This is a genomic window from Mycolicibacterium stellerae (assembly GCF_003719305.1).
In the GTDB taxonomy this organism is placed as follows: domain Bacteria; phylum Actinomycetota; class Actinomycetes; order Mycobacteriales; family Mycobacteriaceae; genus Mycobacterium; species Mycobacterium stellerae.
Genome location: NZ_RARC01000039.1, coordinates 29,264 through 44,123, shown reverse-complemented (window position 1 = coordinate 44,123; position 14,860 = coordinate 29,264). Strand labels below are relative to the sequence as shown.

Sequence of the window (14,860 nt, the reverse complement as noted above, 5' to 3'; positions counted from 1 at the left end):
ATAGGGCGTTCAGTTGGTCTGTCGACGAACAATCGGAAACAAAACCGTCTCTCGAATTGACAGTCCTGTCAACGCCATCAACAACCTGTCGAGACCCATTCCCGTTCCGGTCGTCGGCGGCATCCCATACTCGAGTGCGGCGAGGAAATCTTCGTCCAGAGCCATTGCCTCATCGTCTCCGGCCGCCGCGGCGCGAGCCTGCGCAGCGAATCTTTCTCGCTGCACGACCGGGTCGATGAGTTCGGAATATCCGGTCGCGAGTTCGATACCACGTAGGTAGAGATCCCACTTCTCCGTGACCCCGGGAATGCTGCGGTGAGCACGGGTAAGCGGCGTGGTCTCGGTGGGGAAATCGCGGACGAACGTCGGCGCCCAGAGTTTGTCCCCGACGGTGTGCTCCCAGAGCTCTTCCACCATTTTCCCGTGCCCGTAGCCGCGGTCACGGGGTATCTCGACACCAAGTCCGTCGGCGAACTCCAGCAGCCGCGCCACGGGCGTTTGTGGGGTGATCTCTTCGTCGAGCGCCTCGGACAACGACGGGTACATTTGGATCGTCGCCCATTCGCCGTCGAGGTCGTAGGTCGTGCCATCAGGCAATGGCACTGTCCTGGTGCCGATGGCCTCATCGGCAACTTCTTGAATTATTTCGCGAGTCATTCTCGCCGAATCGTCATACGTCCCGTACGCCTCGTATGTCTCGAGCATCACGAATTCAGGTGAATGCGTTGAATCGGCACCTTCGTTTCGGAACACACGATTCAGTTCGAAAACCTTCTCCAAACCACCGACCAAGCAACGCTTGAGGAACAGTTCCGGTGCGATGCGGAGGTAGAGGTCGGCGTCGAGCGCATTGGAATGCGTTACGAACGGGCGAGCGGCGGCCCCTCCTGCCAGCGTTTGCAGCATCGGGGTCTCCACCTCGAGGAAGCCGCGCCGCTCCAGCGCGGACCGCACCGCGCGCACGACCGCGACCCGCTGTCGCGCAATCGTCCTGGCCTCGGGTCGCACAATCAGGTCGACGTAACGCTGCCGTACCCGCGACTCCTCACTCATCTCTTTGTGGGCAACCGGAAGCGGCCGGAGCGCCTTGGAGATTATTTGCCAGGAATCGGCAAGCACAGATAGTTCACCGCGCCGGGAACTGATCACTTCGCCGTGGACGAAGACGATGTCGCCGAGATCGACATCCGACTTCCATCGGTCAAGGGAATCCTGCCCCACCTTGGCCAGGCTGATCATCGCCTGCAGCTGGGTGCCGTCGCCTTCTTGCAGGGTGGCGAAGCAGAGCTTGCCGGAGTTGCGGGCGAACACAATGCGGCCCGCGACGCCGACGACGTCGCCAGTCTCGGTGTCGACCGGCAGGTCAGGGTAGGCGGCGCGGATCTCGGCGAGGGTGTGAGTACGCGCAACCTCGACCGGGTACGGTTCGCGGCCCTCGGCGAGGAGTCGCTCGCGCTTGGCCTGACGAATCCGGAACTGCTCTGGGATGTCGGCCTCGATATCGGGCGGATCAGAAGAGGTCACGACGTGCCAGCTTAAATGAACTCATGGTCGAACCCATCAACGCGGCCGCGGTGACGGCTCTGGCGGGCGAGCCGCTGGATTGGCGGTTCAAGGGATTGCCCGGTTCGTGGTGGGGCCGCACGCCTGCAGAGATTTGCGCCGCCGCTGCCAAATTCGTCTACGAGGACGCGCTGGGGCCGGTGTGCGTGCTGCGCGCCGAAGCCCTTTCGCGCAACCTCGCGGTGATGGCCGGCTGGTGTCGTGACCGCGACGTCGAGCTCGCACCCCACGGCAAGACCCACATGGCCCCGCAATTGTTGGCCCGCCAGTTCGAGTCGGGGGCGTCCGCCGTCACCGTCGCCACCATCAGCCAGGCACGCATCTACCGGGCATTCGGGGTGCGCGATTTCATAGTCGCCAACGAGCTGGTGGATGCCGCCGCGCTGCGCTGGGTCGCCGCGGAGCTGGATGGCGATCCCGAGTTCAACCTGATGTGCTGGGTGGATTCGGTCGCGGGCGTGCAGCACATGGCGTCCACGCTCGAAGGGGTGAGCCGCCCCGTCGATGTCTGTGTGGAGATCGGCCTCGCCGGGGGGCGCACCGGCGGGCGCGAAACGTCTGCCGTAGAAGAGGTGGCGCGTGCCGCCGCGGAGTGTCCCGCACTGCGGCTCGTCGGCGTTGCGGGATACGAGGCCGCGCTCGGCCACGACATTTCGCAGGAGGCGCTCACCCGCGTCACCGCGTATCTGTCGCAGCTTCGGTCGGCCGTCGAACGGTTGGCCGACCTGTTCGAGACCGACAGCGTCGTGGTGACGGCGGGCGGCAGTACCTACTTCGACGCGGTTGCCGATGTGCTGACCATCGGTTCGGTCGCGGGTCGGCGGGTGCGCACTATCGTCCGCAGCGGCTGCTATCTCACCCACGACCACGGGCTGTACGCGCGGACGTCGCCGCTCCGCGAAGGACTGCGGCCCGCGTTCGAAGTGTGGGCGCAGGTGATGTCACGACCCGAGCGCAATCTGGCGCTGCTGACGATGGGCCGCCGCGACGTGTCGTTCGACCAGGGCATGCCGGCGCCGCTGGAGCTCTCGGACAGCATCGTCACCAAACTCAACGATCAGCACGCATACCTGATGCTCGGCCAGGAGGACCAGGGCGCCGTCGAGGTGGGCAGGTGGCTGCGGTTCGGGATCTCCCATCCCTGCACCACGTTCGACAAGTGGCAGATGATCCCCGTGCTCGACGAGGACGACCGCGTCGTCGACCTGATCCGCACCTTCTTTTAGCGAGGTTAGCGCGCCTGTTTGAGCCTGCCGCGGTCGCTGTCACGGTTGCGTTCGAACACCAGCCGCAGACCATCGAGGGTCAAATGGCGGTCGTAGTCCCGCACGGTATGCAGGTTCGGAAGCAGCAGAGGGGCCGTGTGTCCGGTCGCGACCACCGCGACGTCGTTGCCGCCGAATCCGTCGATGTCGTCCCGGATCCGCGACACCAGCCCGTCGACAAGGCCTGCGAAGCCGAACACCGCGCCTGCCTGCATGCATTCCACGGTGTTCTTGCCGACGACCGACCGTGGTCGGGTCAGCTCGACACGGCGCAAGGCCGCCGACCGCGCGGCCGCTGCATCGGATGACACCTGCACGCCAGGTGCGATCGCGCCGCCGAGGAACTCACCCTTGGCCGACACGACGTCGACACAGATCGACGACCCGAAGTCGACGACGATCGCGGCCGTCTTGTACTTGTGGAATGCCGCGAGGCAGTTGACGATCCGGTCGGCCCCGACTTCCTTCGGGTTGTCGACCAGCAGTGGTATGCCCGTCCGCACGCCCGGCTCGATCAGAACGTGAGGCACCGACGGCCAGTACTGGTCCAGCATTTCGCGCACCTCGTGCAGCACCGAAGGAACGGTCGACAGCCCGACCGCGCCGGTGAGGCGTTCGGAGTCGTCGCCGATCAAGCCGTCGATGGTCAAGGCCAGCTCGTCAGACGTCACCTCGGCTTCGGTGCGGATCCGCCACTGATGCACCACCTTGCCGTGATCGCCCGATCCCGAAATCAGGCCGACGACCGTGTGGGTATTGCGGACGTCGATTGCTAACAGCACGAGCTCACCGCGGAGATAGCAGATCGGCCGCGTCCGCTGGGACGTGGGCGGGATCATGACCGAGGTCGACGGGCCTGTTGTCGGCGTCGACGAACACGATCCGCGGCTGATACCTGCGGGCCTCGGCATCCTCCATCGTCCCGTAGGCGATCAGGATGACGAGATCTCCAGGATGCACCAGATGCGCTGCCGCACCGTTGATTCCGATCACGCCGCTGCCGCGCTCCCCGGTGATGGCATACGTGACAAGGCGGGCACCGTTGTCGATGTCGACAATGGTGACCTGTTCACCCTCGAGCAGGTCCGCGGCGTCCATCAAGTCAGCGTCGATCGTCACCGATCCGACGTAGTGCAGGTCGGCCTGCGTCACCCTGGCGCGATGGATCTTGGATCTGAGCATTGTTCGTAACATCAATTCCTCCAAGGCAATTCGTGCTCGTCGTACTCGACATTCGGCCCGGGGCCAGACGGCGTTCCGATGTCGATGGCGATGTTGTCCAGTAATCTGGTCCTGCCCAGCCGAGCGGCCACGAGTATGCGGCCAGCCCCTTCGGCAGGGGCGGGCCCCAGCATGGGATCGCGCACCTGCAGGTAGTCGACATCGATGGCCGGGACTTCGTCGAGAACGGCTCGGGCGGCATCCAAAGCGGCCGCAGTTCCCTCTCCTGCCGCATACATTCCGGCCAGCAGGGCGGCCGACAATGCGCCGGCCTGCTCACGTTCGACGTCGCTGAGGTACCGGTTGCGCGACGACATCGCCAGTCCATCGGGTTCGCGCACAATCGGCACGCCGACGATCACGGTGTCGACGTTCAGGTCGTCGACCATCTGACGAATCAGCACGAGCTGCTGATAGTCCTTCTCCCCGAAGAACGCCCTGTCCGGTCCCACGATCTGGAGAAGTTTGAGGACTACGGTCAGCACACCCGCGAAATGTGTTGGCCGCGAGGCGCCTTCCAGGTCAGCACCCAGCGGGCCGGGCTGTACCGAGGTACGCGGTCCGTAAGGATACATCTGTGCCGCGGTCGGGGTGAATGCGATCTCGACCCCCTCTGCGCGCAGCTTGGCAAGGTCGTCGTCGAGCGTCTTCGGATACTTGTCGAGATCTTCGTTCGCGCCGAACTGCAGCGGATTGACGAATATCGACACCACGACGACCGAGCCTGGCACCCGCGCGGCGGCCCGCACGAGGGTCATGTGCCCGTCGTGCAGGGCGCCCATGGTCGGCACGAGCATGACGCGTCGTCCGGTTTGGCGAAGCGCGCGCGTCACGTCGGCTACCTGGCGGGGCGAGCGGTAGACGTTGAGCTCGCCTGCGGCGAATTTCGGTGGCTTTCGAACAGTCACGCCGACCCCGTCTCATCTAGCACGGCGAATACGTCGTCGGGAGCGTGTGCACGCTGCGCGGTACGTAATGAGTTCGACCGATATGCCTGCGCCAGTTCGGGATCCACTTCCGCCAAGGCACGCAGATGGTTGGCGACCGCGTCTGCATCACCGCGTGCGACCGGTCCGGTCAACGCGGCCTGGCCCCTCTGCAGTGCGTTCTCCAGTGCTGCCCGCGCCAGCGGACCGACCACTCGCTCTGCGATGCCGCCTGGGCCGTCGCCGACGAGCTCCTGACCGAGTAGCTCCTGTCCCCATAGGGCGGCCCGCAGCGCCTCGACGGCGTCGAGCACCACGGTCACCACGTGATTGCTGGCGTGCGCGAGCGCCGCGTGATACAGCGGCCGGGCGTCCTCGCGGACCCTGAACGGTTCGCCGCCGATCTCGAGCACCAGCGATTGCGCAACGGCGTAGCCGACGTCATCGGCGGCGGTGATGCCGAAGCAGGTGTCGGGCAATCGGGAGATGTCCTCGTCGGCGCCGGTGAACGTCATCGCCGGGTGTATGGCCAACGGGATGCAGTCCTGTTCGGTCAGCGGGCTCAGCACCGCGATGCCGTTGGCGCCCGAGGTGTGCACGACGATCGTTCCGGGTCGCACCGCATGTGTGGCGGCCAGGCCGGACACCACGGAAGCCAGTTCGGAATCGGGGACGGCGATCAACAGCAGCTCCGCCCGGCCGGCGACCTCGTGCACGGGTAGAACCGCAGTGTCGGGCAGCCGGCGCTCCGCCCGTTGCAGGGAGGCGTGCGATATCGCGCTGCACGCCACCACCACGTGGTCGGCCCGCTCCAGAGCCACGCCGAGCGCGGTGCCGACCCTGCCCGCGGAGATGATTCCGACCGAGAGCCGGGCTGGACGCATAGGTCCGTCGTGGGGACCCCACTCGTGCGTAGGGGACTGCTCCATTGCAGAGGGCCTCGCGAGATCTGTGTTTCGTTCCAGTCCTGCGTTGCGGGTACCGGACGGTCGCAAAGAGACTAACTCACTCCTCACGCCGGCGACGACGGCCGCCGCCCGACGAGCCGACTTCCAGTCGCGCCAACAACTCGGCGACGGAGTGGCCACCGGTCGACTCCGCCTCATCGAGACTGCGGTGACGCGGTGCGGCGTCGTCCGCTGACGCAGCGGGTTGGGGCGGCGCGGGCGGTGGAGCAGCAGGAGGTGCCGCCAGCGTGGGCGGCGGTGGTGCCGGTCGCCCGGGATCGGTGGCGTCGGCAGGCGCGGAATGGCGTCCACGGTGCGCGTCTGCCGGCGGCGTCGACATCGCAGGCTCGGCGGCGCGTCGCCTTCCGACGTATTCGCCTTCGGACCCGTTCTCCTCCGACGACGGCGACCAGTTGCTGCCGGGAGTGCCAGGTGGCAGCCACTCGCCATCGGCAGGCGCGGGCTGCCAGTGGGCCGCCGCGGCCTGCCTGGCGGCTTCCTCGTCGGCGGCGCGCTGTGCGGCCGCGCGCTGCTCGGCGATGGCGAGTTCTTCTGCGGCGCGCTGCTCTGCCGCCCGCTGCTCTGCCGCCCGCTGCTCTGCCGCCCGCTGCTCTGCGGCGCGCTGCTCGGCGGCAGCCCGTATTTCTGCAGCACGTTGCTCCGCCGCACGACGCTCGGCGGCCGCGCGCTGCTCAGCCGCTCGCTGCTCGGCTGCCCGCCGCTCTTCAGCCGCGCGTTGCTCAGCCGCCCGCTCTTCGGCCGCCCTCATCTCTGCGGCCCGCTGCTCGGCAGCGGCGCGCTGCTCGGCTGCCCGTTGTTCGGCCACTGCGCGTTGCTCGGCGGCCGCGCGTTCCTCGGCGGCGCGGTGTTCTGCTGCCCGCTGCTCGGCCGCCCAGGCCAGCCGCTCCTCCGCGGTCGGCTCGGCTTCCGCAGCCCTGCGATGGGCGCCGCCGAACACCGCCGTCGACGACCACTCATGTTCTGGCGCATCGGGTTCGGCGGAGACGTCGATGATCGGGTTCTCTTCGGTCCGAAGATTCGGCCCCTCGTCGGTGTCGATCCTGCTGCTGGTGATCCGGCCGGGACGGGCGGCCCCCTGTTCGGTCTCGATCGCCGGCCGGTGACTCAGGTCGGCGTCGAACAGGTATTCGAGATTGGCCCGCAGCGCGGCGAGCTCGGCGCGCAGCGCGGCCACCTCATCGGCGGCTTGTGCGCGTATCTCGGTCGAGAGCTCGCGGCGCAGCTCGGTCTCGACCGTCAGCTCGTATTCGCGGCGCGCGGAGATCTCACGATCCAGCTGCAGGTCGTAAACCAGCTTGAGGTCGCGAGCCTTGGCCGCGTCGATGTCGCTCTGGCGCCGATAGATGACCGACACGAACGCGGCCACCACCGCGGCCCACAACGCGAGGATCACCGCCAGCTTCAGCAATTCCACACGGCTGGTGAACACCAGTGCCGAACTCGCCACAATTGCGAGTACCAGCAACACCGTTAACAGCAGCCAACCCGGCCTGCGACCGCTGCGCCGCGACCGGGCACCACGGGTCGAGACGGTCATGGGCCGACTGTACCCGTCACAGGTCACTGCGCGTGTCGTGCCTTGCGGCGATTCGCGGTCCGCTATCGTTGTCCAGCTACTCCGCGGCGCCTTCGCCGTTCTCCGGTGGCTCCTGGGGCGACTTGCAGCAATGCTGTAGCCATAGCGCGGCGACCAACAGGGAGAGCGCACTCACCGCCGCAACGACTGCTCCTGCAGTGTCCTCGCCGGCGATCCGCAGCGTGCCCCGCCGCGGCAAAAGGTAGACAAGCACCCCGACCCACCACCCCAGCACCAGCGCGCCGACCCACGCCGACGCCTTGGCGATCATCACCGAGCGGGCGACGGCCAGCGGATGCAGCCAGCCCGGCCCGTCGCCGATCTGACCGTTGTTGATCTTCGACCGCACGTAGAACGCCCAGCCACCCTCGGCGATGGCAACCGCCAACAACGAAAGGCCGGTCCACACCGTGATCGGCGGAAACCATCGATAGAGCACGGTCACCAGCACAAATCCGATGACGGCTGCGATCACCGTCGCGGCCGTCAGATCACGGTTGCGGGTCGGGCCCATCAGGCGAGCACCAGGCCGGTCAGACGCACCCCGTCGCGTTCGGCGGGGTCGAGCCGGGCAACCAGGTTTCCGACGGGTCGGTGCTCGCCTGCCACGGTCAGTTCGGCGTCCGGGTCGACGTCCAGCCACGGAACCAGGACGAAGGCCCGCTGGTGTGCATATGGGTGTGGCAGCGTGAGGTCCTCGTCGCGGAGGATCACCTCGGCTTCACCGTCATGACACGTGACGAGATCGACGTCGAGGGTCCGCGGACCCCAACGCTGATCGCGAACCCGGTCGGCTGCGCTTTCGAAGTCGTGCGCGCGACGCAGCCAGCCGTGGGCGTCGCGTTGCGGGTCGTCGGCGATCAGCACGGCGTTGAGGAACGGGCCCTGCTCGACGCCGCCCCACGCGGCTGTCTCGTAGACCGCAGACACCGCACGCAGAGCCGGTCCGAGCCCGTCGACGACCGACTGCAACCGGGCCAGTCGGTCTCCGAGATTCGACCCGATGGACAGCACCACCCTCAACTCGTACCTCCACGGCCTCCGTGACGGGACCGTCGGGCGACGACGGCGACGTCGGCGAAGTTCAGCGGGATGGGGGCGGCGGGCTTGTGCACCACCACCTCGACGGCGTGCACGCGCTCGTCGGCCATCACATCATCGGCGATCTCGCCGGCCACCGTCTCGATCAGGTTGCGCGCCGGCCCCCCCACGATGTCGGCGGCCCGCTGGGCGAGGGCGCCGTAGTCGAGCGTGTCGGCGAGGTCGTCGGTGGCCGCAGCCTTCGTCAGATCGACCAACACCGTGATGTCGACGACGAAGTCCTGACCGTCCCGACGCTCTTCTGCGAACACGCCGTGGTTGCCGCGAACGATCAAGCCGCGCAATTCGATTCGGTCAGCCATCGCACCCCGGATTCGTCCACGCCTCGATGACCTTCAACGCGTCCACCGATGCCCGCACATCGTGTACCCGCACCCCCCACACACCCTGTTGGGCGGCGATCGCGGAGAGCACGGCGGTAGCGATCTCGCGGCCGTCCGGCGGGCGAGGTTCGCCGTCGACGTCCGCAAGAAGGGCCCCGAGGAAGCGCTTTCTCGACGCCCCGACGAGCACCGGAATGCCGGTGTCGACGAATTGTGGCAGCGCACGCAGCAGCGCCCAATTGTGCTCGCCGGTCTTGGCGAACCCGAGGCCTGGATCGATGATCAGATTGGCCGGATCCACACCCGCCTTCACCGCGGCGTCGGCGGCCCCGAGCAGTTCGGCGCGAACCTCTGCCACCACATCGTCGTATGGCGGCACCTCGTGCGGCCGCTGCGCGCTGACCGAGCGCCAGTGCATAAGCACCCAGGGCACCCCGGCGTCGGCCACCACGCCGGCCATGTTCGCGTCGGCGCGCCCACCGGATACGTCGTTGACGATCTGCGCCCCGTTCTCGAGTGCCGCAGCAGCGACATCCGCGTGCATCGTGTCGATGCTGACGGTAAGTCCAAGGCCTGCAAGCTCTTTGATCACCGGTAGCACGCGGGCAGACTCCACCCTGGCGTCGATGCGGGCAGCGCCGGGGCGCGTCGACTCACCGCCGACATCGATGATCGCCGCGCCGTCGGCCGCAAGCGCCATTCCATGTTCGACAGCGCGGTCACGGTCGAGGAACAGCCCCCCGTCGGAAAAGGAGTCGTCGGTGACGTTGACGACTCCCATGACCCGCACTTGTGTAGAGCTCACGTCCGCAAGATGAGATCCAGCGCCTCGGACCGGGATGCCGCATCGCACTTGAACTGTCCGCGCACGGCAGAGGTCGTTGTCGTGGCCCCTGGCTTGCGCACGCCGCGCATCGACATGCAGAGGTGCTCGGCCTCGATGACGACGATGGCGCCGCGCGGATCCAGCTTGCGCATCAACGCATCCGCGATCTGCGCGGTGAGCCGTTCCTGCACCTGCGGTCGTTTCGCGTACAGGTCGACAAGGCGGGCGATCTTCGACAGCCCCGTCACCCGGCCATCCACACCCGGGATGTAGCCGACGTGGGCCACCCCGTGGAATGCCACCAGGTGGTGTTCGCAGGTGGAGTAGAGCGGGATCTGCTTCACCAACACCAATTCGTCATGCTGCTCGTCGAACGTGGTGTTCAGCACCGTATCCGGATCGGTGTACAGCCCGGCGAACATCTCCCGGTAGGCGCGGGCAACACGGGCCGGAGTCTCCTCCAAACCGTGCCGATCGGGGTCTTCGCCGACGGCGATGAGCAGTTCGCGGATCGCCGCCTCGGCGCGCGGTTGGTCGAACTCCCGGGTGGAGAAGGTCATCGCAGAGTTGTTGTGCGGCCGCGTCATCGGAGCCTCCGTTGAGTATCAGCCATTGGCCGGCGGGTTAGGCCGGTTGGATTCCTGGCCCGCGTCCTCGTTGTCGGGCGGGGGCGCTCCGGTCGGGCCGCCGTGCGGCGGTTGGTGTGGGCCGGGATAGGGATAGTGCTGATAGGGCGGATAGTGCGGCGGAGCCGCACCGGCGGCGACATTGGGCGGCTGCCAGCCACTCGGCGGTGGCGGGGGCGGCTGATACCACTGACCTTGCGGCGGGTACTGGCCCGGCGGCGGAGGCTGCGGCGGCCAGCCTGGCGCGTGCCATCCGGCGGGTGCGCCGTAGTCGGGCTGCGTTGGGCCGTTCGGACTTCCGTTGCTGCCGGCGCCATTGGAGCCGTTGGCCTGGGATGCTTCGGCGGCGGCGGCCGACGCCTTGGCGATCGCGGCCTTGAACGCGGGCTCGGGTACCGGCTTCGGCCACGGTTCGCCTCGTTCGATCGCGAGTTCGCCCGGGGTCTTGATCGGCGGCTTGTCGGACGGGATGCGTCCGCCGAAGTCGTCGAACATGGTCAGCCGCGGGCGCTTCTTCACGTCACCGAAGATCGCCTGCAGTTCGGCGCGGTGCAGCGTCTCCTTCTCGAGCAGTTCGCCGGCCAACGTGTCGAGCACGTCGCGGTACTCGGTGAGGATCTCCCATGCCTCGGTGTGTGCGGCCTCGATGAGCTTGCGCACCTCGTCGTCGATGATCTGCGCGACCTCGTGGCTGTAGTCCGCCTGCGTACCCATCGTGCGGCCAAGGAACGGGTCGCCGTGCTCGGTGCCGTACCGGACCGCACCCAGCTTGCTGCTCATGCCGTACTCGGTGACCATCGCGCGGGCGATCTTGGTGGCCTGCTCGATGTCCGACACGGCGCCGGTGGTCGGCTCGCGGAACACCAACTCCTCTGCGGCGCGTCCGCCCATCGCGAACACCAGCCGCGCGATCATCTCCGAGCGGGTCATCAGGCCCTTGTCGTCCTCGGGCACCGACATCGCGTGCCCGCCGGTGCGACCGCGCGCCAAGATGGTCACCTTGTAGATCGGGTCGATGTCGGGCATCGCCCACGCGGCGAGCGTGTGCCCACCTTCGTGGTAGGCGGTGATCTTCTTCTCGTGCTCGCTGATGATGCGGCTCTTCCTCCGCGGACCGCCGACGACGCGGTCGACGGCCTCCTCGAGCGCGGCGCCGCTGATGACGGTGCCGTTCTCGCGGGCGGTCAGCAGCGCAGCTTCGTTGATCACGTTGGCCAGGTCGGCGCCGGACATGCCGACGGTGCGCTTGGCCAGCCCGTCGAGGTCGGCGTCGGGTGCGATCGGCTTGCCCTGCGAGTGCACCTTGAACACCGCGCGCCGGCCGGCCAGATCAGGATTGGACACCGGGATCTGTCGGTCGAAGCGGCCGGGCCGCAGCAGCGCGGGGTCGAGAATGTCGGGCCGGTTGGTGGCCGCGATCAGGATGACGCCCTGGCGCTCGCCGAATCCGTCCATCTCCACGAGCAGCTGGTTGAGCGTCTGCTCGCGTTCGTCGTGCCCGCCGCCGAGCCCGGCGCCACGCTGGCGGCCGACCGCGTCGATCTCGTCGACGAAGATGATGCATGGGCTGTTCTGCTTGGCCTGCTCGAAGAGGTCACGGACGCGGGACGCGCCGACGCCGACGAACATCTCGACGAAGTCGGAGCCCGAAATCGTGAAGAACGGCACGCCTGCCTCGCCTGCGACGGCTCGGGCCAGCAGTGTCTTGCCGGTGCCGGGCGGGCCGTAGAGCAGCACGCCCTTGGGGATCTTGGCGCCGAGCGCCTGGTAGCGCGTCGGGTTCTGCAGGAAGTCCTTGATCTCGTAGAGCTCTTCGACCGCCTCGTCGACGCCCGCCACATCGGCGAACGTGGTCTTCGGCATGTCCTTGGACAGCTGCTTGGCCCGCGACTTGCCGAACCCGAAGCCCATTCGGCCGCCGCTCTGCATGCGGGAGAACATCACGAACAGGCCGACGAGCAGAAGCAGCGGCAGGAGATAGATCAGCAGCGACCCGAGGATGCTGCCCTGGTTCACCACCGTGTTGACCTTGGCGTTCTTGGCGCTCAGCGCGTTGAACAGGTCTACCCCGAAACCAGTCGGGTATTTGGTGATGATCTTGTCGCTGTCTTCTGTGTCGCCGTTGCCGCTCTTCAGGTCGAGGCGCACCTGCTGCTCGCGGTCGTCGATCTGGGCGCTCTTGACGTTGTCGCTGTTGATCTGGGCCATCGCCACCGAGGTGTCGACGGGTTTGTATCCGCGAGTGTTGTCACTGAAGTAGAAGAACGACCAGCCCAGCAACAACACCACCGCGATGACGGTGAGCGTGCGGATTACATTTTTCCGGTTCATTGAGCATCGGCCCTGCAGGGCCACGTCCTTCCAATACGTGCAGCTGGAAATGTCAAGGCTACCGCTAGACCAACGCGCGGCGGTTCCCGACGGTGCTCCGACGCCCGGCGCGCTTCCGCGGCGCCCCGGCCTGTGCTTGGCTGAATTCGTGCTCACCTCCACCGAGCGGTTCGTCGAGACCAACGGCGTGCGACTGCGGGTGATCGAGGCGGGCGAACGCGGAGCCCCGGTGATCGTGCTGGCCCACGGCTTCCCCGAACTGGCCTACTCCTGGCGGCACCAGATCCCAGTGCTGGCCGACGCCGGCTACCACGTGCTCGCGCCCGACCAGCGCGGCTACGGAGGCTCAAGCAGGCCCGACGCCGTCGAGGACTACGACATCCACGCACTGACCGGCGACCTCGTCGGACTGCTGGCCGACGTCGGTGCCGAGCAGGCGATATTCGTCGGCCACGACTGGGGCGCGTTGGTGGTGTGGCAGGCCGCGCTGCTGCATCCGCAGCGGGTCCGTGCCGTCGCGGGCCTGTCCGTGCCGCCCATCCCCCGGGCCAGGTCGCGGCCCACCGAACGCTGGCGGCAGAAGTTCGGCGACGACTTCTATATGTTGCGCTTCCAGGAGCCCGGCCTCGCCGACGCCGAGATGGCTGCCGACGTCGCCACGACCATGCGCGGAATGTTCGCCGGGCTGGGCGCCGGGGACGCGCCTCTGCCCGACTGGATCAGTGCCGACGAGTTCGACTACTACGTGAGCGAGTTCAGCAGGACCGGATTCACCGGTGGGCTGAACTGGTATCGCAACTACGACCGCAACTGGGAGTCGACGCCACAACTCGCCTGCGCGCAGATCGCCGTGCCCGCGCTGTTCGTCGGCGGCACTGCCGACCCGATCGGCCCGACGATGAACCCCGCACACGCACGCGAGGTTGCTGCGGGGCCGTACACCGAACAATGGGTCGAGGGCGCCGGGCATTGGGTGCAGCAGGAGCGCCCCGACGAGGTCAACCGAATCCTGCTGGGGTTCATACGCGATTGCGAGGAGCAGTAGTGCGCGCCGCGGTGCTGCGCGCCGGTCGGATGGTGCTGCGCGATGACGTCGCCGAGCCGGCGCCCCAGACCGGCCAGGTGCTCGTCGGCGTGAAGGCATGCGGAATCTGCGGCTCGGATCTGCACTTCGCCAGCCACGGCGACCAGATGGTCAGGCTGACCCGCGAGATGAAGGGTATGCCGTTCGAGGGCGGGCTTCCTGTCGACCTGGCCGAGGACGTGTTCATGGGCCACGAGTTCAGCGCGGAGGTGCTCGAAGCGGGACCCGACACCGATGCGCCACCTCCCGGAACAGTGGTGACATCGCTTCCAGTCCTGTTGTCCCCGAAGGGTTTCGAGCCGATTCTGTCCAGCAACACCACGATCGGCGGATATGCGGAACGGATGCTGCTTTCGGCGCCGCTGCTGTTGAAGATCCCCAACAGCCTCGACCCGCGTCTTGCGTCGCTCACCGAGCCGATGGCGGTCGGCCTGCACGCGGTGAACAAGTCGTCGATCCAGCCTGGCGACGTGGCCCTGGTGATCGGGTCCGGCCCCATCGGCCTCGCGATCGTCGCCGCGCTGCGCCATCGGGGCGTGGAACACATTGTGGCTGCTGACTATTCGGAGAAGCGGCGCGAACTGGCGAAGACTATGGGCGCACACCAGGTCGTGGATCCCGCACAAGGGTCGCCGTTCGACGCGGCCAAACCAGCGGTGGTCTTCGAAGCCGTCGGCGTGCCTGGAATCGTGAACGACGTGTTGCGGCGGGCGCCGATGGGCACGCGGTTGGTGGTCGCGGGGGTCTGCATGGAATCCGACCCGATCCTGCCGCTGTTCGGCATCGCCAAAGAAATCAACGTGCAGTTCGTCAGCACCTACACCGCAGAAGAGTTCTCCGAGTCTCTGCGGGCGATCGCCGACGGCGAAATCGACGTCGCACCGATGGTCACCGGCGAGGTCGGACTCGACGGTGTCGGCGCCGCATTCGACGACCTCGCCAACCCCGACGCGCACTGCAAAATCCTGGTAACTCCCTGAGCCTTCCTGGAATTCCGCTGTGTACCCGGCCTCACAGGCGTGCAACGGAATCCAGTAGCGGGGCGCCGCG

Annotated in this window: 15 protein-coding genes; 3 read left to right on the top strand and 12 right to left on the bottom strand. The window is 67.2% G+C overall.

All coding sequences use genetic code 11. The features are described 5' to 3' along the window. Positions 1-9: 9 nt before the first annotated feature. Positions 10-1,524: a lysine--tRNA ligase gene (lysS, locus tag D6M19_RS30565; protein WP_123029044.1), complete on the bottom strand. Its 1,515-nt coding sequence runs from the start codon at positions 1,522-1,524 to the stop codon at positions 10-12. 23 nt (positions 1,525-1,547) lie between these two features. Between lysS and D6M19_RS30560 the strand changes: the two genes are divergently transcribed. Beyond that, entirely contained in the window at positions 1,548-2,789 is a 1,242-nt protein-coding gene (locus D6M19_RS30560; protein ID WP_123029043.1) for an alanine racemase, read from the top strand. A gap of 5 nt (positions 2,790-2,794) precedes the next feature. On the opposite strand, the gene D6M19_RS30555 is transcribed toward D6M19_RS30560, so the two are convergent. The 11 genes from D6M19_RS30555 to ftsH form a co-directional block, all read right to left on the bottom strand. Continuing rightward, positions 2,795-3,610 (bottom strand): type III pantothenate kinase, encoded by an 816-nt coding sequence (locus tag D6M19_RS30555; RefSeq protein ID WP_123029069.1) that lies wholly within the window; start codon positions 3,608-3,610, stop codon positions 2,795-2,797. A 4-nt stretch (positions 3,611-3,614) separates the two neighbouring features. Next, complete coding sequence (gene panD, locus D6M19_RS30550) at positions 3,615-4,022, bottom strand: aspartate 1-decarboxylase (protein ID WP_123029042.1); 408 nt, start codon at positions 4,020-4,022, stop codon at positions 3,615-3,617. Then, a complete protein-coding gene (gene panC / locus D6M19_RS30545; RefSeq protein WP_123029041.1) occupies positions 4,022-4,957 on the bottom strand; it encodes a pantoate--beta-alanine ligase in 936 nt (311 codons plus the stop codon). Before panC ends, panD begins: the two co-directional genes overlap by 1 nt. After that, complete coding sequence (locus tag D6M19_RS30540) at positions 4,954-5,904, bottom strand: Rossmann-like and DUF2520 domain-containing protein (RefSeq protein WP_123029040.1); 951 nt, start codon at positions 5,902-5,904, stop codon at positions 4,954-4,956. The genes panC and D6M19_RS30540 overlap by 4 nt, the downstream gene beginning before the upstream one ends. 76 nt (positions 5,905-5,980) lie before the next feature. Further along, entirely contained in the window at positions 5,981-7,480 is a 1,500-nt protein-coding gene (locus tag D6M19_RS30535; protein ID WP_123029039.1) for a DUF6779 domain-containing protein, read from the bottom strand. A gap of 76 nt (positions 7,481-7,556) precedes the next feature. After that, positions 7,557-8,033, bottom strand: a complete 477-nt coding sequence (locus D6M19_RS30530; protein WP_123029038.1) for a DUF3180 domain-containing protein — start codon at positions 8,031-8,033, stop codon at positions 7,557-7,559. Further along, entirely contained in the window at positions 8,033-8,536 is a 504-nt protein-coding gene (gene folK, locus D6M19_RS30525) for a 2-amino-4-hydroxy-6-hydroxymethyldihydropteridine diphosphokinase (protein WP_123029037.1), read from the bottom strand. The genes D6M19_RS30530 and folK overlap by 1 nt, the downstream gene beginning before the upstream one ends. A gap of 2 nt (positions 8,537-8,538) precedes the next feature. Next, positions 8,539-8,922 (bottom strand): dihydroneopterin aldolase, encoded by a 384-nt coding sequence (folB, locus tag D6M19_RS30520; RefSeq protein WP_123029036.1) that lies wholly within the window; start codon positions 8,920-8,922, stop codon positions 8,539-8,541. Further along, a complete protein-coding gene (folP, locus tag D6M19_RS30515) occupies positions 8,915-9,724 on the bottom strand; it encodes a dihydropteroate synthase (RefSeq protein WP_407665427.1) in 810 nt (269 codons plus the stop codon). The genes folB and folP overlap by 8 nt, the downstream gene beginning before the upstream one ends. Before the next feature lie 20 nt (positions 9,725-9,744). Beyond that, the gene (gene folE / locus D6M19_RS30510; protein ID WP_123029034.1) at positions 9,745-10,356 is read right to left on the bottom strand and encodes a GTP cyclohydrolase I FolE; all 612 of its coding nucleotides are present in this window, start codon (positions 10,354-10,356) and stop codon (positions 9,745-9,747) included. An 18-nt stretch (positions 10,357-10,374) separates the two neighbouring features. Beyond that, positions 10,375-12,726: an ATP-dependent zinc metalloprotease FtsH gene (gene ftsH, locus D6M19_RS30505; protein WP_123029033.1), complete on the bottom strand. Its 2,352-nt coding sequence runs from the start codon at positions 12,724-12,726 to the stop codon at positions 10,375-10,377. 148 nt (positions 12,727-12,874) lie between these two features. Here ftsH and D6M19_RS30500 point away from each other — a divergent pair, with 148 nt between their 5' ends. Together D6M19_RS30500 and D6M19_RS30495 are read left to right on the top strand one after the other, a co-directional pair. Then, positions 12,875-13,771 (top strand): alpha/beta fold hydrolase, encoded by an 897-nt coding sequence (locus D6M19_RS30500; RefSeq protein WP_206428681.1) that lies wholly within the window; start codon positions 12,875-12,877, stop codon positions 13,769-13,771. After that, on the top strand, positions 13,771-14,790 hold the full coding sequence (locus tag D6M19_RS30495) for a zinc-binding dehydrogenase (RefSeq protein ID WP_123029032.1): 1,020 nt from the start codon (positions 13,771-13,773) through the stop codon (positions 14,788-14,790). Before D6M19_RS30500 ends, D6M19_RS30495 begins: the two co-directional genes overlap by 1 nt. Positions 14,791-14,860 lie beyond the last annotated feature (70 nt).